Annotated in this window: 16 protein-coding genes; 7 read left to right on the forward strand and 9 right to left on the reverse strand. The window is 66.9% G+C overall.

Annotated elements, in window-relative coordinates:
* The first annotated feature begins 75 nt into the window (after positions 1–75).
* Positions 76–1581: an FAD-dependent oxidoreductase gene (locus LDO15_RS10500; protein ID WP_223986805.1), complete on the forward strand. Its 1506-nt coding sequence runs from the start codon at positions 76–78 to the stop codon at positions 1579–1581.
* On the opposite strand, the gene LDO15_RS10505 is transcribed toward LDO15_RS10500, so the two are convergent.
* The 3 genes from LDO15_RS10505 to LDO15_RS10515 all read right to left on the reverse strand — a co-directional run bounded on the left by LDO15_RS10505 (position 1546) and on the right by LDO15_RS10515 (position 3374).
* Positions 1546–2340, reverse strand: a complete 795-nt coding sequence (locus LDO15_RS10505; RefSeq protein WP_223986808.1) for a CDP-alcohol phosphatidyltransferase family protein — start codon at positions 2338–2340, stop codon at positions 1546–1548. The two genes, LDO15_RS10500 and LDO15_RS10505, sit on opposite strands and share 36 nt — an antisense overlap.
* Positions 2341–2577: 237 nt before the next feature.
* Complete coding sequence (locus tag LDO15_RS10510; RefSeq protein WP_223986811.1) at positions 2578–3039, reverse strand: hypothetical protein; 462 nt, start codon at positions 3037–3039, stop codon at positions 2578–2580.
* A gap of 11 nt (positions 3040–3050) precedes the next feature.
* Positions 3051–3374: a cupredoxin domain-containing protein gene (locus tag LDO15_RS10515; RefSeq protein WP_223986814.1), complete on the reverse strand. Its 324-nt coding sequence runs from the start codon at positions 3372–3374 to the stop codon at positions 3051–3053.
* Positions 3375–3795: 421 nt separating this feature from the next.
* On the opposite strand from LDO15_RS10515, the gene LDO15_RS10520 reads away from it, so the two are divergent.
* Positions 3796–4743 (forward strand): cation diffusion facilitator family transporter, encoded by a 948-nt coding sequence (locus tag LDO15_RS10520; protein WP_223986817.1) that lies wholly within the window; start codon positions 3796–3798, stop codon positions 4741–4743.
* 21 nt (positions 4744–4764) lie between these two features.
* On the opposite strand, the gene LDO15_RS10525 is transcribed toward LDO15_RS10520, so the two are convergent.
* Both LDO15_RS10525 and LDO15_RS10530 read right to left on the reverse strand, forming a co-directional pair.
* Entirely contained in the window at positions 4765–7071 is a 2307-nt protein-coding gene (locus LDO15_RS10525) for an EAL domain-containing protein (RefSeq protein WP_223986820.1), read from the reverse strand.
* Positions 7072–7249: 178 nt separating this feature from the next.
* Entirely contained in the window at positions 7250–7552 is a 303-nt protein-coding gene (locus tag LDO15_RS10530) for a DUF4193 domain-containing protein (protein ID WP_223987258.1), read from the reverse strand.
* Between the two features lie 247 nt (positions 7553–7799).
* Between LDO15_RS10530 and LDO15_RS10535 the strand changes: the two genes are divergently transcribed.
* Together LDO15_RS10535 and LDO15_RS10540 are read left to right on the forward strand one after the other, a co-directional pair.
* Positions 7800–8099, forward strand: a complete 300-nt coding sequence (locus LDO15_RS10535; protein WP_223986822.1) for a hypothetical protein — start codon at positions 7800–7802, stop codon at positions 8097–8099.
* Between the two features lie 100 nt (positions 8100–8199).
* Positions 8200–8910, forward strand: coding sequence for a response regulator transcription factor (locus LDO15_RS10540; protein ID WP_223986823.1), 711 nt, complete (start codon positions 8200–8202; stop codon positions 8908–8910).
* Here LDO15_RS10540 and LDO15_RS10545 read toward each other — a convergent pair.
* The 3 genes from LDO15_RS10545 to LDO15_RS10555 all read right to left on the reverse strand — a co-directional run bounded on the left by LDO15_RS10545 (position 8858) and on the right by LDO15_RS10555 (position 13324).
* Complete coding sequence (locus tag LDO15_RS10545) at positions 8858–10282, reverse strand: HAMP domain-containing sensor histidine kinase (RefSeq protein ID WP_223986825.1); 1425 nt, start codon at positions 10280–10282, stop codon at positions 8858–8860. The genes LDO15_RS10540 and LDO15_RS10545 overlap by 53 nt on opposite strands.
* Before the next feature lie 496 nt (positions 10283–10778).
* Positions 10779–12689 (reverse strand): alpha-amylase family protein, encoded by a 1911-nt coding sequence (locus LDO15_RS10550; RefSeq protein ID WP_223986826.1) that lies wholly within the window; start codon positions 12687–12689, stop codon positions 10779–10781.
* A gap of 125 nt (positions 12690–12814) precedes the next feature.
* Positions 12815–13324 (reverse strand): HtaA domain-containing protein, encoded by a 510-nt coding sequence (locus tag LDO15_RS10555; protein WP_223986828.1) that lies wholly within the window; start codon positions 13322–13324, stop codon positions 12815–12817.
* 184 nt (positions 13325–13508) lie between these two features.
* On the opposite strand from LDO15_RS10555, the gene LDO15_RS10560 reads away from it, so the two are divergent.
* The 3 genes from LDO15_RS10560 (at position 13509) to LDO15_RS10570 (ending at position 16285) form a co-directional block, all read left to right on the forward strand.
* Positions 13509–14492 (forward strand): trypsin-like peptidase domain-containing protein, encoded by a 984-nt coding sequence (locus LDO15_RS10560; protein ID WP_223986830.1) that lies wholly within the window; start codon positions 13509–13511, stop codon positions 14490–14492.
* A gap of 461 nt (positions 14493–14953) precedes the next feature.
* On the forward strand, positions 14954–15796 hold the full coding sequence (locus tag LDO15_RS10565) for a BTAD domain-containing putative transcriptional regulator (RefSeq protein WP_223986833.1): 843 nt from the start codon (positions 14954–14956) through the stop codon (positions 15794–15796).
* A gap of 225 nt (positions 15797–16021) precedes the next feature.
* Positions 16022–16285 (forward strand): hypothetical protein, encoded by a 264-nt coding sequence (locus LDO15_RS10570; protein ID WP_223986836.1) that lies wholly within the window; start codon positions 16022–16024, stop codon positions 16283–16285.
* Positions 16286–16298: 13 nt separating this feature from the next.
* Here the strand turns inward: LDO15_RS10570 and LDO15_RS10575 are convergent, their stop codons facing one another.
* Positions 16299–16919 carry an L-threonylcarbamoyladenylate synthase gene (locus LDO15_RS10575; RefSeq protein ID WP_223986840.1) on the reverse strand — a complete coding sequence of 207 codons (621 nt, stop codon included), beginning with the start codon at positions 16917–16919 and terminating at the stop codon, positions 16299–16301.
* Positions 16920–17074: the final 155 nt, after the last annotated feature.

Genomic DNA, 17074 nt, shown 5'->3' on the forward strand with positions numbered 1-17074 from the left:
ACCATGACCGGACGGCTTGAAGGAAGACAAGTTTCCCTGTGGGTCGCGACCGCCGGAGTTACTACCTATCCCGCTTTGGAGACGGATCTGGACGTCGACGTCGCCGTAATTGGGGGAGGAATCGCCGGCCTGACCGCGGCGCTGGCCCTCAAATGTGCCGGGCACAAGGTCGCCGTACTCGAGGCCGCGCGCATCGGCACCGGCGTCACAGGGCACACCACCGGAAAAATCACCTCCCTGCACCGGCTCGTCTACACCGAACTCGCGGACCGGCACGGGCCGAAGGTCGCGGGCAGCTACGGGCAGGCCAACCAGGCCGCCGTCGAGCACATTGCGCGCGTCGTCGCGGAGGAAGGCATTGACTGTGACTTCCGCAGGGTGTCCAACTACACGTACGCGGAATCCGACGATGCCCTCGCCCGGATCCGCGACGAGGCCGCCCTGGCCGGACGGCTCGGCCTGCCTTCAACCTTCACCTCCGACGTGCCGCTGCCGTTCGCCGTCCGCGGCGCGCTCCGCTTCGACCACCAGGCGCAGTTTCACGCCGTGAAATACCTCCAGGGCCTCGCCCGCGCCGTGGACGGGAGCGGATGCCACGTGTTCGAGGACACGCGTGTCACCGCTGTCCGCGATGGTGCCCCCGCCGTCGTCGAGACCGGGGGCGGGACCGTTCGGGCGCGCGAGGTGATCGTGGCCGCCAATTTCCCCATCGGCGACCCCGGACTGTTTGCCGAGCGGTGCTACCTGCACCGTTCCTACATCGTCGCCAGCCAGGCCCCATCGGCGCGCCTGGACGGGACCTTCATCAGCGTCGACGAACCGATGCGCTCCATCCTGGCGATCGACGTCGACGGTTCCAGGTATGTCCTCACCGGCGGTGAGGGCCACCGGGCCACCGAGACCGGCGACGCCGCCCTCCGGTACCGCCGGCTCGAGGCATTCGCCCGCGAACGCCTCGGCGCCGGGGTGACCAGCTTCCGCTGGTCCACGCAGGACGTGATGCCCCTCGACGGTCTGCCCTACGTGGGAACGTTGTCCCCTACTGCGGCCCACGTCCATGTGATCACCGGCCTGCGGAAATGGGGGTTGACGAACGGCACCGCCGGGGCGCTGATTCTGGCCGACACCTTGTCCGGGCGGCACAACCCCTGGGCCGCCGTTTTCGACACCAGCCGGATTTCTCCGGCAGGCCGGGCCGGCCGGGAGGGACAGCGGTTGGAACCAGCAGAAGCAGCACAACCCGAAACGGTACCAGCAGAAACAAGCGAACAACCGGAACAACCAGCACAGACAGAACAAACAGCCCTTGCTGGCCTGCGTCCGGGCGAAGGCACTGTCGTGGAGATCGGCGGCCACAAGACCGCCGTGTATGCCGACGACGCCGGCGACCTCCACGCCGTTTCGGCCATCTGTACGCATCTGGGCTGCACGGTCGAGTTCAATGCGGACGACGTGACGTGGGACTGCCCCTGCCATGGCTCCCGGTTTGCCGCGGACGGCGCTGTCATCCAGGGCCCGGCGGCAGAGGACCTGGGGCCGAGGCCTTTACCCTCCCGTCCGGCTGGGCCCCTGCCCGGCTGAGCTCCGGAACGCCGCCGATTCCTCGCCGGCCTCCGCCGTTTGGACCGGGCCACGGAGCCGTTCCAACTCGACGACGTCCCTGCCGAACGAATAGACCAGCAGCCCCAGCGCCAGGCCGAGCACCACGGCACCTGGCCCGGCAGGGACGCCGGGCAACAGGGCGAACAGCAGGGCCGCAGGCTGGATGGCTCCAATCAGCTTGCGCAGAGGGCTGGACGGCAGCGGTTTCTTCAGCGACGGCCGGAACCATGCTGCCGCGAGGAACGCGTAGTACATGAGGCCGATGCCCAGGGGCCAAGGGCCGAAGACCCCCGCCGCCGCGCAGGACAGCACCAGGACCAGCGCGGCATCCGTATCCGAATCCAGCCGCGACCCCTCGGCTGTTGCCCATCCCGTCAGCCTGGCCACCCATCCGTCCACGGCATCGAGCAGGAACGCCGCGGTACCCAAGAGAACTACCATGGCGCTTACCCGGGCTCCGGCGAACGAGGCGCCTGCGGTCAGGGCAGCGCAGCAGGCCACGACGACGGCCCTGCCCAGAGTGACTCGGTCCGCGGGCGTCGAAAACCGGGGATTGCGCCGTAGAACGGAGCCTGCCGCGCGCATGATCACGGCGGCGCCGGCCCCAAAGGCCAGAGCCCAGAGCCCGGGATCGGCTAGGACTGCTGCGCCGAGCCAGCCCCAAGCCAGCAGATAGGCGGTGACGGCAACTCCGGCATCGGCCACGGCACGGCGTGCGCCTTCGACTGTTGCCCTCATGCCGGTTGGCCCTGCGCTTTGCGCGCAGAGCCTCCGGACGTGTTGCCCGTCAGTTTCGTGCCCTCTGCAAACGACTTCAGCCTGAACCACCCCGCCAACATGCTAGCAATTACGGGGGCGGCTTTCCGGACGCCTCTCCGGCGCCCCGCCGGCAGCGGCACCGGTGCCCCCTTCCGGGCGTTTACGCCGGTACTCTCACGCCAGTGCGCTCAACTCGGTGCGCTCAACACGGTGCGCTCAACTCGGGGAGTGGGTGCGCGGCCGGGGCGTCCGCCGTCCGGCCCGCGCGAAGCCGACGGCCGCCAGAACTGCTCCGGCACCTTCGGCCACCGCGCTGACGGATTTCTCGAAGAACCAGACGGGGTCGTACATGGCCGGAAAAGGCCCGAACGCCGGAACATCCACATAGCGGTACAGGACCACGGCGACAAAGGCACTCAACGCGACCACGAACGCGACGGCGTAGGCGGCTCTGCTGCCGCGCAGCAGCACGTACAACCCGGCGAACACAGCCGCGGCCGATTCGAGCAGGAACAGGTTGCCCTGGCCGATCCCGGCGGAGTTCCCCGCCTGGTAGCCGGGGGCCAGGTGGAGGTGGATGCCGGCGTCGATGAACAAGGCACCGGCTGTGAGGATGCGCAGGGTCATGCCGGTTCCGTGGGCCCCTACGGACCGTGCGGGGTGGCTTTGGGCGCTCATTTAACGATCGTTCATTTGACGATCAACACCCCGTGCATCCCCGGGTGAAAGGTGCAGTGGAAGGGGTAGGAACCGGGCTTTGTGGGGGCGGTGAACGTGGCGGTGCCTCCGCCGCCCTTGACCTCCGTGTCGAACGCCGAGCCCTCGTCGGCGGTGACGGTATGCGCAGCCGTATCCATGTTGGTGATGCTGACCGTCGCGCCGGGCGCCACGGTCAGCGGGTCGCCGTAGCCGAAGTCCTTGATCGTGATGGTCCCGGCGGCCGTGCCCGCCGCCGGACTGGCCCCGGAACCGGAACCGGAACCGGGACTGGACGCGGACGCCGACGCCGGCATGCCGCTTCCGCCCGCGCACCCGGCGGTCCCCAACAAGATCAAAGCCATCCCCAGCGACGACAGCTTCCGGCCAGCATTCATGGCGCACCACCCCGAACCGATTATGGGACAACTTGCAATGGAACGTGCTCATTTCATTGTGCGCCTGCCCGGTGACAATTGAACCGGCACCAGTGGAACTGCACGAATGAAACCGGCACGAATTACACCGGCAGGAGGGCAGGAGCCGAACCGTACGGATGGAACTGCACAAATGGATCCGTACAAATTGGTCCGGCCGGGAGCGGGACCTGTCTCCGGGGTGCGTCCCCAAGTGCCGCCTGCCCCAAGGGCCGCTCCGCGGCGCGATGTCCGGGGGCCGGGCCGGGGGGATAGCGTAGTCACTGGCACGCATTTCAGCGGCTCCAGGAAGGAATATTGCGTGAATCGTGAAAAGTCCGGGCCCGTATCGCTCACGGTGCTCATCGCCTTCGCAGCCAACGTACTCGTCGCTGCCGCCAAAACCGTTGCCGCTCTCATCTCCGGCTCGGCTTCCATGACTGCCGAGGCCGCGCATTCCTGGGCCGACACCGGCAACCAGATATTCCTGCTTGTTGCCGAACGCAAGGCGGCCAGGAAACGGGACAAGACGCATCCCATGGGCTACGGACGTGAGGCCTACGTGTGGTCCATGTTCGCCGCCTTCGGCCTGTTCACGGCCGGTGCAGTGGTGTCGGTGATGCACGGCATCCAACAGCTCATCACGCCTGAGCCGGCGGGTGACTACGCAATCGCCTACGTCGTCCTGGCGGTTGCCTTCGTCCTCGAAGGCGTATCGTTCACGCAGGCCTTCCGGCAGAGCCGCAAAGCTGCTCGTGCGCTGGACAGGAACACGCTGGAGCAGGTCCTCAAGAGCTCCGACCCCACACTGCGTGCGGTCTTTGCCGAAGATGCGGCCGCGCTGATCGGCCTGGTCATCGCGTTTGCCGGTATGTCCCTTCATCAGCTCACGGGGTCCTCCGTGCCGGACGCCGTGGGTTCCATTCTTGTGGGCATCCTGCTCGCGGCTGTCGCCTTCGTGCTGATCGAACGGAACCGGCGCTTCCTGGTCGGGCAGGCAGTGACGAGCGATATCGAAGAAAGCATGGCGAGGCGCCTCCTCGGGCACCCGGAGATCGAGCGCATCACTTACCTGCATCTGGAGTTCGTAGGCCCGCGCAAGCTCTACGTCGTGGCGGCAGTGGACATGCTGGGGGACCACCCCGAACATGATGTCGCCGTGGCCCTGCGCCGCGTCGAGCACGAACTCGAAGACCACGAAACAGTCGAAGAGGCCGTCCTGACACTCGCCACCGCAGACGAACCATCGCTGGTCTTCCCGGGTGTGTGAGGAAGCTGAGGAAGATGGTGCCTAGGCGCGGTCCGCCGGTGCACCTATTCCGGCCGGTGGATGGAGAGCCGCCCCGGAGGCCAGCAGCGCTTCAAGAACCGGGGACGGGCTGGGCCCGGCCAGGAGGAAGCCCTGCCCCATGTCGCAGCCCAGGGAACGCAGGAGCTCCAGCTGCCCGGTGTCCTCGATGCCTTCGGCGATGACGGCCAGATTCAGCTTCCGGGCCACCTCCAGGATGCCTTCGAGCATCGCCGCAGCCGGAGCGTCCTGCGGCAGCCCGGCCAGGAACGCCCGGTCAATCTTGAGGATGTCCGCCGGCAGCACCGCGAGAGTGCTGAGCGACGAGAACCCGGTCCCGAAGTCGTCGATAGCGATGCGGACGCCGAAGCTCTTTAGCCGGTTGAGTGCGCCGACCCCGCCGTCGGAACTCGTGGCCAGGGCAGATTCCGTGACCTCGAGGATCACCTTGTCAGCCTGGGCCGCGGGGTTGGCCAGGATGCGTTCGAGGGCGGCGAGGTTCCGGTCGCTGGATAACTGAAGGGTGGAGAGATTGACCGAAACCCAGATGTCAGCGGCCGTGCCAGGGGAGCGCCGCCAGCCGGCGACATGACGGCTTGCGGTGTCGAGCACCCAGCAGCCGATGGAGCCGATCTCACCGGTTTCCTCGGCCAGGGGAATGAAGTCTGCGGGTCCCAGCCGGCCGAGCGTCGGGTGTTCCCAGCGCACGAGGGCCTCCACGCCGACAATCCCGCCGGTCCCCAGGTCAACCACCGGCTGGTAGTCGAGGCGCAACTGTCCGGCCTGCACGGCCGTGGCGAGGTCGGCCCGGAGGGCGGCCCGGTACGTCATTTCGTCATAGCCCCGCGCATCGAAGAGCTGGTAACGCCCCTTGCCGCCGTGCTTGGCCATGTACATGGCGAAGTCTGCCTGGCGCATCAGCTCGGCCGGATCCGCCGTTTCGGCGCCGCGCTGGGCGGCGCCCATGCTGACAGTCACCTTCAGCCGGACGTCACCGATGGAGAACGGATCACGCAGTGCGTCCTGGACGCGGCCGGCGACGTCGCCCGTGGCCGTGCCGCGATCGTCCACCACGACGATCGCGAATTCATCCCCGCCAAGCCGGGCGACGAGGTCGTGGGCGCGCACGCAGCGCCGTAGGCGCTGAGCGAGTTGTATGAGCAGCGCATCGCCGCCTTCATGGCCCAGCGAGTCGTTGACGTCCTTGAAATCGTCGACGTCGATGATCAACAGGCCCGCGCGATGGTCCCTGCTTCCGTTGCCGGGCCGGCTGGTGTCGGCTCCTTCGGTGGCCGCCCCGTCGGCTCCCGAACCGAACGCGGCCGCGAGGCGTTCGGTGAGGACTGCCCGGTTGGCCAGACCGGTGAGGGGATCGTGGGTGGCCCGGAAAGTCAGTTCCAGGTGGCTGTCGTGCACTGTGGCTGCCATGGAATTGAATGCCCCGGCCAACTGACCCAGTTCGTCATTGCGGACAACGTTGATCCTGTGGCTGTAATCGCCGGACTGCAGCTTCAGGACTCCCCGGTATAGCTCCTCGACGGGGCGCACGAGGTACTTTGTCATCCTGCGGCGGAAAAAGAGCACGCCCGCCCCGGCCAGCGTGAAGAGGGCCGCGCGGCCGGCCACCACCATTTGCTGAAGCTGCGCCCCGTAGGCGACGCCGTCGTCGAGAGCGTCGAGGGAGGCGCGTCGGACCTCGGCCAGCAGGGCACGGGCTTTGGCGCCGGAAGCGGCGAAAGCAGGGGTCTCCGCGACGTGATCGCCTTGCAGCCTGGCCGCCTGCTCGCCCCAGAGACCATGCGCGGACAGGCCTTCCTGCCACGCGGCCCGAGCCTCGCCGACTGTGGCCCGCATGCCGTGCTCGTCCGGCAGGATACCGGCGGCGGTATCGAACTGGGCGGAAATGCCATTTTGCTGCCGCAAGAAAGCCGATGTGTCGACCGGCACCGCGGACAGCAGTTGCAGTGCCGCCTGTTCGTGGGCATCAAGGCCGGCCCTCAGCTCGGCGACGGCTTCCGACTCGAGGCGGTGCTGCGCGGTGGCGTGCTGGATTTGCTCCGTGACAACACGGACACCAACGACAGTCGCCGCCACGCCCGCGAGGAGGGCCAGGAGCATCAGCGTGAAGACCCTGGACCACTCGCGTTTGAGGCTCCCGGCACGGGGGTGCGTTCCGGTCCGAGTTCGCGGGGCGGTCAGCCCCCCAGCCGGCAGCGGCGCCGCATCGTCCGAAGGTCCCGGGACGCTGGCGGCAGCGTGCGACGGCGTCACAACAGCCGGGTCCGTCAACTTGCTGTTGGAGTTACGCATGGGTCTGCCTCCGGCCACGTGCCGGCACTCGCCGCATCGTCATTCAGGAGCGTAGCCGAACCGCCCCCGGCGGGTCATGTCCGGAGTCCTAAGGACACTATTGTGAAGCATGTTACAGAAGTGCATTCGGCAGGCGGGCGCTACTTCTTCCGGACTGAACTCCTCCCGCGGGAGTTCGTCAGCTGAGGCAGTCCGCGCAGTACGCGTGGCCGCCCTTCTCCTTGGCGAGCTGGGACCGGTGCCGCACCAGAAAACAGGAATAGCAGGTGAATTCGTCCTCTTTTTGCGGGATGACCGTGACGGTCAGTTCCTCTCCGGACAAGTCTGCTCCCGGAAGCTCTACGCCTTCGGACGTGTCAGCCTCGTCGAGTTCCCGGACGACGCTTCGGGCGTCGGGCGCGTTCGCCGAACGGAGGGCCTCCAGGGAAGCGTTGCGTGATTCCGCGACGTCGGAGCGTACTTCGTCATAATCGGTTGCCACCTGGTGGTACTCATTTCCGTTGCTGTGGTGTTTGGTCTGGAGTCTCTGGCGGATCTCCGGGATTGAACGGTACAGCATTACACCGTGTAAATGCTGGGGAGCGGGGCCGTAGCGGCAGTGACTCTCGTGACACCCGGGGGCGGCAGCCCGCGGCGCCGCCGTTCACGTCCCGTTCGCCACTGGTCACCAGGGCGTCATGTGGCGTTAATGTGTGTGCCCTAGCCTGAGTCCTTAGGGACGATCTGTCTTGACCGCTATCCGCACCAACCCCACCAACCGCACCATCCGCCGGAGGACCACCATGGCCGATATCGCTGCAGTGCTGGGACGGCTCACACCGGACGAACTCGATGAATTGCGATCCGTGGGGCCCAGTGGGCACCTGACACGGCGGCTCACCGACGCCCTGGATCGCGCCGCGGGCGGCCCCGGGGCCGGTCGCGGATACTACGTCCCGAACGGCAGCGTCAGTTCCACCGGGGGACCCTACATGATCCTGCGCAGCGACGTTTCCGGCTGGCTCTTCGGGCCCGCCCGGCAGGCATAGCCGGACCCAGGAGAAGCTCAGACACGCGCCGGGACACGCCGGATTCCCCTCGGGCCGGCCCGGAAGGGGCCATACTTCTCTTAGAGAGAGGGGTCCCGGATTGCGGATTCTTTTGGTGGAGGATGAGCACGCCCTTGCGGAAACAGTCCGCCGCGGACTGAAGAACGAGGGATTCGTCGTTGACGTGGCCCATGACGGCGTCAGCGGACTCGCGGCGGCGGTCGGGAACGCCTACGACGCGATCCTGCTGGACCTCATGTTGCCGCGGATGAACGGCTATGACGTGCTGAAAGAACTGCGGCAGCGCAAAGTCTGGACTCCGGTGCTGATGCTGACGGCCAAGGACGGCGAGTACGACCAGACCGATGCGTTCGACCTCGGTGCGGATGACTATCTCACGAAACCCTTCAGCTTCCTGGTCCTGGTGGCCCGGATCAGGGCGCTAATCCGGCGCGGAGCACCAGCCCGGCCCGTCATCATGACCCTCGGCACCCTGTCACTGGACCCCGGGAGTCACAGTGTCCGGCGCGGAGAAACCGCTATCAGCCTCACCGCGCGCGAATACGGGCTTCTGCACTACCTGATGCGACGGCACGGCCAGATCGTCTCGAAGCCGGAGATCCTGCAAAACGTCTGGGACCCGGCCTTTGAGGGGGCGGACAACGTGGTGGAGGTCTACATCGGCTACCTGCGGCGCAAGATCGACGTCCCCTTCGGTCTCCACACCCTGACCACCGTGCGTGGCATGGGCTATCTGCTCAGCGCCGACCCGACGCCTGGGACCCGTGACGCCGGAGTCCCCGGGGACTGACGGCCGCCGGGCCCGCCGGTTCAGCCGGCTCAGGGTTGGGAAAGGCGATCTCAAAACGGCAGAGCCCTGCCGGCGCGTCCGTGGCACGGATGGTGCCGTGATGGGCGGCCACGATGCCGGCCGCTATGGCCAGGCCCAGTCCGCTGCCGCCACCTTCACGCGAGCGGCTTCCGTCGAGCCGCACAAAACGTTCGAAGATCCGGTCCCGGTCCGCCTCCGGGATGGACTCGCCGTCGTTGTCGACCGTGATGATGACCTGGTCCCCGGAGGTGTGGACGTCCACGGCGATTCGGGTCAGGGCGTGGCGATCTGCGTTGTCCAGGACGTTCCGCAGGACCTGCGCCAGGCGGCGGGAGTCACCGCGGATCCGTGCCGGGACGAGGTCCACGGTGATCTGCTTCCGGCTGGTGGACCGCAGCCGACGGATCTCCTGGTCCAGCACGTCGTCAAGATCGACGTCCTTCTGCTCTATTTTCAGCCCGCCGTCGTTTGCCTTCGCGAGCGTCAGAAGGTCCTCCACGAGGAAGCTCATCCTGGCCGTCTCCTCGGCCAGGACATCCTTCATTTGGAGCCACATCGCCCCGGTCTGATCAGCGGCGGCGATCTCGATTCCTGCCTTCAGAGTGGCCAGCGGGCTGCGCAGCTCGTGGCTGGCGTCGGAGACAAACCTGCGCTGATCACTGTCCGAGGCCTGCAGCCGGTCCAGCATCGTGTTCATGGTCAGTGCCAGGGCCTGAATTTCATCGTTGGTGGGCGGCACATCGACGCGTCCGTCCAGCCGCTCGGCGTTGATCCGGGCCACCTGGCCCCGGATCCGCTCCACCTGGCGGAGGGAACGCCCCACCAACAGCCACACGGACACTGCCACGGTGACCAGCAGGGCCGGCATGGCGCCCAGCATGAACCATGCGACCGTGGAAATGGTGTCAGCCTGGATCTGCGACGCCTGGGCCACAACCACGGTGTAGTTGACCGTTCCGGTCCGGGCGCCGACGGTGACGATGTGGTAGTCGTCGCCGTCACCGATGCTCGGAAGGCTCGAGACATCCTGCGTCATGGTCTGCCCCGGTGCAGGCCGCTGGGCTGAGAGCGGGGCGTTGGCGACCTCCGGATCAGAGGCCGCCAGGACGTACCCGCTGGCGTCCAGCACCTGGACAAACTGGCCGGCATGCGCCGTTTCGATGATGTACGCCTTGGCGTCCGCGACGTCCAGGTCCTCCATTTCGGCGATCACGTCCAGGGTCTTCTGCCGGGCGGCGGTGTCAGTCGACCTGGCCAGGGACGTCTGCAGCAGTACGAGCAGGAGCACGCCGCCGAGCAACAGCGCAACGGCCACGACTCCGACGGCCACCGCCGTCGAGCGCTTCCGCACGCCCCAACGATGCTCGCTTCTGCCGGATGTGGCTCGCTTGCCTAGTGCCATGCTCCAAGGATGCGGCAAGGCGTGGCTCCGGACAACCACTGCGGCCGCGGCGCCGCGGCCCGCGCCCGGCCCCCGCAGGCCTCCCGCCCCTGGCCGGAGGCGGTCCGCGGGTAGCATGGTCGCCTCGGGGGTCCGCCCCGGGGGCGGCCTCTTCGGGAGAGGAGCCTCTCAGTCTCTTCTCAGCGGGATGCGGGAAAGTTGGACCAGGACCCGGATACGGGCCGCCGGGTGCACCGGCAGCCGTTAGTCCACAGTTTCCGGCCGCACGCTCTCCTCAACCAGCGTGCGGCCGGGCACGACCTTCTCCGCACAGCGCCTCCGAACGGTCCCTCTGCACAGGCCCCACAGCAGCCTCCCTACAGTGCTGCGGCTGATATCCGGCGCACCTCGTCCCGGTCTGTTGAGCCCCCTTGCGTCCCGGGCCGTTGAAGCACGACCACCGGCCTCACAGGCGCGGCGTCACCCGGAGCCAGACGAACTTCAGGGGATCCAGGACGATTCCGGCGTCGAGGTGCACGTCGGCGCCGGCCAGGATGTCGACGGCGTCGGGCGCGAAGCCGGACAGCGTCACCGCCGCGACCTCCTGCGGCTCGTCGCTGAAGTTGGCCAGCGCCAAAATCAGGGTTCCGTCCCCCGGACGCTGGTATCCCAGGACCCCCGGGTTGTTCGTGGCGAATCCGAGCAAAATTGTCCCGGCAAGTTCCGGGGTCGCGGAGCGTACGGAAATCATCCGGCGCAGCCCGGCGTAGACCGCACCCGCGGGGGTGGCCGGGTCGTTGCGTCGCGCGTAGTCCGCGGCCGGGTAATGCGGCCGGTGCACCCAGCGGCTGTCCGCTTCGTGACCCTCCTCGAGGGCGTACTGGTAGTCGTTGAGCTGGCCGACCTCGTCGCCGAGGTAGAGCAGCGGGATGCCCCCGGTGCTGAATGCCACCGAATGGGCCAGTAGTATCCGGTCCACCGCCGTGGCTGTCCCGCCCTCCAGCCCGCAGAGGGATGCCGTCGTGCCGGAAATCCGGCAGTCCCCGGTCCGGGGGTTGTCCTGGAAGGGCACGCCGCGGGCGAAGCTCCCCGGGAACCGGCTGACGTAGAAGGCATTGAGGAAGCGGCGGTGGTCGAAGGCGTTGATGCCGAGTTCGGCGGCGTCCTCATCCGCAAACGTCCAGCCGATATCGTCATGGCTGCGGACATAGTTCACCCAGGAGGTGCCGGCCGGGATGGTGTGCCGCCGCTCCAGGGCCTGCGAGAGCAGTGACACGTCGCGGGTTGCCAGTGCCTCCCAGATCAGTGCCATCTGCAGGGGGTTGTAGGACAGCTGGCACTCGGCGGGGTCGATGTAGCGGGCCACCTCATCGGGGTGGACGATCGCCTCGGACTTGAACAGCAGCGAGGGCGCGGCCAGCCGGCACACGGCATTGAAGGCCTGCAGCAGCGTGTGGGCTTCCGGGAGGTTTTCGCACGGAGTGCCGAGCCGCTTCCAGATGAAGGCGACGGCATCCATCCGGAGAATGTCGATGCCCTGGTTGGCCAGGAACAGCATCTCACCGGCCATGGCCCGGAAGACTTCCGGGTTGGCATAGTTCAGGTCCCACTGGAACGTGTGGAAGGTGGCCCAGACCCAGCGGCCGTCAGATAATTCGATAAAGGAGCCGGGGTGGTCGTCCGGGAAGATCTCGCGCACGGTTTGCTCGAATGCGTCCGGCATCGACCGGTCCGGGTAGATCCAGAAGAAGTCGCTGAACGCCGGGTCGCCTGCGGCCGCCCTCAGGGCCCACTCGTGTTCGTCGGAGGTGTGGTTGAAGATGAAATCGACCACCAGGCTGATGCCGTTCGCCCGCAGCTCGGTGGCAAGGTCGCGCAGCTGCTGCATGGTGCCCAGCTTCGGGTTGACGTCCCGGTAGCTGGAGACGGCATACCCGCCGTCGGAATGCGGTTCGGGGGTCAGGAAGAGCGGCATGAGGTGCAGATAGGTCAGGCCGAGTTCCTTGAAGTAGGGGATCCGGGCGCGGACGCCTGCCAGGTCCTGCGCATACCGGTCGACATAGCAGACGCCGCCGAGCATGGTGTTGGCCTGGAACCATCCGCTGTTGTGTTCCCGTTTAGCGTCGAGGGCCTTGAGATCGGCCGGCCTCTCGGCCCAGGACCGGGCAGACTGCATGACGAGTTCGGTGAGCTGGTCCAGCCAGTCGTGCCGTGTGCCGTACAGATCGTGGAAGAGCCGGAACAAGGACGGAAAGTGCCGGTCAAAGCGCTCTTCGAAGGCGGCCCGGTCCGGGCCTTCCCGCACGATTCCCTGATCCGACAGGGCACTGAGCACGTGTCCGCGGGCCAGCTGATCCATCAGCACAGGTTCAACCATGGGGGTCTCCTTCGACGAAGTTCGGCCCTCGACGGCGCCACGACAGTTCACATCCTTGCAGACGAAGGGACCGGTGCCCAGCACGGGTGCGTCCCGGCTCGGCTCCGCCACGCCGGCACAGCCCCTTAGGCTTGTGCAGGGACGCGGATGACCAGAGGATCCATCGCCTGGCCGGCGGCGTACTGACCGTCGAACAGTTCGGAGCCTGCCTCGGATACGGCTACGTCGACGTGCTCCCAGACCAGGAACCCGTCCATGTTGCGGGGCGCGGCCGTGCGCAGGGTTCCGACGTCGGTGCGTTCCTTCCCGCCGTCGTCGCCGGTGCTGATGGACAGGACGCCGTGGCCCGCGGTGAACTCGACCCATGGATCCAGCAGCCGGACAAACATCATTCCGTGATGGCCTGCGACGCGAACGTCGCCGCGGAATCGCAGCACGCCCGTGCCGCGGGCGGGATCGTACTCGGAACCGGCGGGGGAGAAACAGAACTCACCGGACGCGGTAACCGTGGCACCGTCCGCCGCGGAGACGGCACCGTCCGGGAGCCCCGCGATGTAATCCATAAAGCTGCGCTTGATGCCCCAGGTCAGACCCTGCCGGGGCAGCTGAGCGGGGGAAGCGGACGCTGGTTTCACGAAGGTTCTCCTGGGCTGTCGTGCGGATCTACGTCCGAGCCTAGTCGCGGATCCGTGCCGGGCTGAACTGTTGCACCGCAACCGCTTCATCCGGCGTATTTCTCTGACGGCGTAGGCGCTCCAGGACTACCGCCGGGGCGGCGGTGGTTGACTTGGATGAGAACTGGTTCGCAGGAGGTTTACAGTGGCCAAAGCTATCAGCAGGGCATCCGGATCCGAAGTGTTCGAGGACCCGCTGGACTCCTATTCCGCAACAGTCATCCGCGTGGCGGCGGCTGTAACTCCGCACGTCGCCGCGCTTGAAATGACCGGCAGCGGGCGTGCCGGCCGGCTCAGGGTAGGTGCGGGGTCGGCCGTGCTCTTCACCACGGACGGGTACCTGCTCACGAACGCCCACGTGGTAGGTGGCGCAGAGTCCGGCAATGCGGCTTTTGCTGACGGCACCACTACGGCCGTGGAAGTGGTGGGTGCCGACCCGCTCTCCGATCTTGCCGTGGTCCACGGCAGGGCACCGACGGCGGCGCCGGCTGAACTGGGCGACGCAGAATTGCTCCGGGTCGGCCAGCTTGTCATCGCCGTGGGCAATCCGCTCGGGCTCTCAGGCTCCGTCACGGCCGGAGTGGTCAGCGGGCTGGGCCGTTCCATCCCCGTCTGGTCCGGACGGAACCGAAGGGTGATCGAGGACGTCATCCAGACCGATGCAGCCCTCAACCCCGGCAGCTCCGGAGGTGCGCTGGCGGACGCCCGCGGGCGGATCGTAGGGATCAATACGGCAGTGGCCGGCGTGGGGCTCGGCCTGGCCGTTCCCATCAACGCCACGTCCCGGCGGATCATCGCTTCCCTGCTCAAGGACGGCCGTGTGCGCCGCGCCTACCTTGGCCTGGTGAACACACCTATCCAGCTTCAGCCCAGGGCCGTCGTCCGGACCGGCCGGAGGGAGGGCTTGCTCGTGGTCGAAGTCCTCCCCGGTTCGCCCGCTGAACGCGCCGGGCTGAGGGCCGGCGACATCCTCCTGAAGGTCGGGCAGATGTACGTTTCCAATGCCGAGAGCCTGCAGAAACTGCTCTTTGCGGAAGCGATCGGGGAACCGCTGGATCTTGCCGTGCTCCGTGACGGTGCGGAACTGCGACTGGTGGCGGTGCCGGCGGAGATGACCGACAACCAGTAGCCGAAATCCAGCCCCGACAGTGGGGCTGTAGCGATTCCACTCGATGGAGTTATCCTGCCGGAGCCGATCCTCGGCGTCCCGCGAACTACCTATATTCCCGTCGCGGCGCCGCGCGGAATTACTTGTTTTGCTGCGTAAATACCTGCGCGACGCTGCGCGGCCTTACTCGGCGGTACTGAGGCCTGTACGCGTCTTTTTCTGGGCGAAATTTCGGGTAGCGGCATGCCTTGTTGCGCCAAGTTCCGCGTGTCACGGTGTCATTGGAAGCCGGAGGGAACAGAGTCTCAGTACGGCCTGGTTCCGTGGTTGATTCGGCTCTTCACAGACGATTGAGTTCGTTTTACCTGGGGAAATCGGAGAACATCGTGGAAAGCCTAACGGGAACTGCCCCCTCCATTTCGGTCCGCTTATTCGGATCATTCGAAGTTCGCCGGGACGGCGTCGCGCTCACCGCCGCCGACATGGGGGGATGCAAGCCCCGGCACATACTGGAAATCCTCCTGCTGAACCTTGGCACGCCCGTGTCAAAGACCCGCCTGATCGACCTTCTCTGGGGAGCGGGCGCCAGCGATGGATCCGTGGCGACGCTCGAGAGCTATATCAGCGGGATCCGGCGCGCCATCCAGCCGGGCCAGACCAAGACCGGCCCGCTGCGCACCGCCAACAGCGGCTACGTCCTTGACCCCAGCCTCGTGGACCTGGACCTTTTCCGGTTCCGTGGGCTGGTCCGGGACGCCGGGGAGTTGCCTCCCGCTGAGGCGTACCCGCTGCTGCTTGAGGCCCTGGAGATCTCCGCCGAGCCGCTCCTTGGCTTCGAACTGGCTTCCGACTGGGCCGAAGAGGCACGCACGCGCCATGCAGCCGACAAGGTGGCACTGCAGATCCTCGCCGCAGAAACGGCGGCCCTGCTGGACAAACCGGATGACGCCGTCAACCTTGTTCAGGCGGCCATCAGGGCTGAGCCCCTCAACGAACGGGCGTGGACCGTCCTGGTGACAGCCTATGAACAGGCCGGCCTGCCGGCAGAGGGCCTCGCGGCCTACGACCGCTGCCGTCGGCTCTTTGACCGCGACCTTGGCTGCACGCCCGGGCCGGCCTTGCAGGAGGCCCATCTGAGGCTCCTGCGGCAGCGTGCCGAAAGCAATTCCGAGCTCTCCGAGGTGCTGGCGGCGCTGCTTTATCTGGGTGAGCGGCTCAACGGGCCCAAGAGCCGGCAACTGCCGGCGGCGGAGTCGCGGCGCATGCATGAGAACGCCGGGCGGGTGCTCGATTCCTTCCTGCAGCGTGTCCGGGCGGCCGTCTAACGCTCCGGGGCCGTAGGCCGGCAAGGCACTGCACGTCGAACGTTGTCGGCGGAGCTTCGCCCGGGCCGGACTGATAGCAAAGATGACCGCCTGCGCGGTACCCGGAAGCGGGCAGGGAGTTAGGTTCGTCACGTGGCCGGGATTCTCCGGAGAATCCGCCACGCCGGGCCTCATACTGGGAAGGACCCTGGCGGACAGTCCCGCCGCAGGGTGTGAGGAGGGCCCATGGAAACCTTGAAGAAAGTCGTCACGAACGAGTACTTCCCCGCGGCAGCAGTGCTGTCAGGGGTCATTCTGTTCTGGGTCCTTGGCCTCTTCGGCGGACTGTCGCTGCTGAGCACCCGCCAGTCACCGGTGACCACGCTGACCTGGCTGCTGTTCGTCTACGCGGCAGCGGTGTTGTCGCCCCTCGCCGGGCTGGTCGCCGCCATCGACCTCGTGCGTCGCTGGCTGCGGAACCGGCAAGTGCGCGCGGCGGAATCCGGCTAGCCGGCACCTGCTCTTACTCGAAGCGGGAGGGGTCGCCCATGCCCCGCCGGACGACCTCCGCGACGCCGCTTGAGAAGTCGATCACCGTTGTTGGCTCGGCACCGCAGTCACCGGAATCGATCACAGCATCCACCACGTGCTCCAGGCGCTCCTTGATCTCCCAGCCCTGCGTGAGCGGTTCCTCCTCGTCCGGAAGCAACAGCGTGCTGGACAACAGCGGCTCCCCGAGCTCGGCAAGCAGTGCCTGGACCACATGGTTGTCCGGGATCCGCACGCCGACCGTCTTCTTCTTCGGGTGCAGGAGCCGCTTGGGGACCTCCCGGGTGGCGGGCAGGATGAAGGTATAGCTGCCGGGGGTCACGGCTTTAATGCTGCGGAACACATCGTTATCGATCTGCACGAACTGACCCAACTGGGCAAAGTCCTTACAGACCAGGGTGAAGTGGTGTTTGCTGTCGAGATGGCGGATGCTCCTGATCCGGTCCAGGGCCTCCCGGTTGCCCAACTGCGCGCCGAGGGCGTAGCAGGAATCGGTGGGATACGCGATCAGGCCGCCTGATCGCACGATCTCCACTGCCTGCAGGATCGAACGCGACTGGGGGTTCTCGGGGTGCACATCGAAGTATCTCGCCATGCCACGAGCTTACGCCCGACGGCGGCCCGGGTGCCTCAGCGGGTGGGCACCGTTGCTTCAGCCTTGGTTCAAACCCCGAACCCTGGCAGCGGCTCGCGCGCCGTCTGCGGTCTCAAACATTACGGCCGTCAAGTCTGCCCGAAAGTGTGCCCCGT

Source organism: Arthrobacter sp. NicSoilB8, from assembly GCF_019977355.1.
Taxonomy (GTDB): Bacteria; Actinomycetota; Actinomycetes; order Actinomycetales; family Micrococcaceae; genus Arthrobacter.

Excerpts from the sequence above, each read along its gene's own strand:
- LDO15_RS10570 (WP_223986836.1), top strand. The coding sequence starts at position 16,022 with ATGGAAACCTTGAAGAAAGTCGTCACGAACGAGTACTTCCCCGCGGCA.
- LDO15_RS10510 (WP_223986811.1), bottom strand. The coding sequence starts at position 3,039 with ATGAGCGCCCAAAGCCACCCCGCACGGTCCGTAGGGGCCCACGGAACC.
- LDO15_RS10515 (WP_223986814.1), bottom strand. The coding sequence starts at position 3,374 with ATGCCGGCGTCGGCGTCCGCGTCCAGTCCCGGTTCCGGTTCCGGTTCC.
- LDO15_RS10565 (WP_223986833.1), top strand. The coding sequence starts at position 14,954 with ATGGGGGGATGCAAGCCCCGGCACATACTGGAAATCCTCCTGCTGAAC.
- LDO15_RS10550 (WP_223986826.1), bottom strand. The coding sequence starts at position 12,689 with ATGGTTGAACCTGTGCTGATGGATCAGCTGGCCCGCGGACACGTGCTC.
- LDO15_RS10525 (WP_223986820.1), bottom strand. The coding sequence starts at position 7,071 with ATGCGTAACTCCAACAGCAAGTTGACGGACCCGGCTGTTGTGACGCCG.
- LDO15_RS10505 (WP_223986808.1), bottom strand. The coding sequence starts at position 2,340 with ATGAGGGCAACAGTCGAAGGCGCACGCCGTGCCGTGGCCGATGCCGGA.
- LDO15_RS10575 (WP_223986840.1), bottom strand. The coding sequence starts at position 16,919 with ATGGCGAGATACTTCGATGTGCACCCCGAGAACCCCCAGTCGCGTTCG.